Here is a 553-nt window from a genome sequence, read left to right as displayed (position 1 = left end):
ACATATCCGCAGCTTCGGTGACTGGCTTAGCCCCGTTACATCTTCCGCGCAGGACGACTCGATCAGTGAGCTATTACGCTTTCTTTAAATGATGGCTGCTTCTAAGCCAACATCCTGACTGTTTTAGCCTTCCCACTTCGTTTTCCACTTAGCCAATCTTTGGGACCTTAGCTGGCGGTCTGGGTTGTTTCCCTCTTGACGCCGGACGTTAGCACCCGACGTCTGTCTCCCAAGCTCGCACTCATCGGTATTCGGAGTTTGCAATGGTTTGGTAAGTCGCAATGACCCCCTAGCCATAACAGTGCTCTACCCCCGATGGTGATACTTGAGGCACTACCTAAATAGTTTTCGGAGAGAACCAGCTATTTCCAGGTTTGTTTAGCCTTTCACCCCTACCCACAGCTCATCCCCTAATTTTTCAACATTAGTGGGTTCGGACCTCCAGGGCGTGTTACCGCACCTTCATCCTGGCCATGGGTAGATCACCTGGTTTCGGGTCTACACCCAGCGACTGTCGCCCTGTTCGGACTCGATTTCTCTACGGCTCCCCTAT

1 rRNA gene is annotated in these 553 nt (G+C 51.9%); it reads right to left on the bottom strand.

The window, feature by feature from the left end:
* Window positions 1-553: ribosomal RNA gene (locus tag ACEN88_RS33905) — 23S ribosomal RNA — on the bottom strand; the annotation flags it as partial.

This window comes from Massilia sp. CT11-108, from assembly GCF_047302915.1.
Taxonomy (GTDB): domain Bacteria; phylum Pseudomonadota; class Gammaproteobacteria; order Burkholderiales; family Burkholderiaceae_D; genus Telluria; species Telluria orientalis.
The sequence above is the reverse complement of the archived record's forward strand: the minus strand, read 5'-3'. Positions and strand labels throughout refer to the sequence as shown.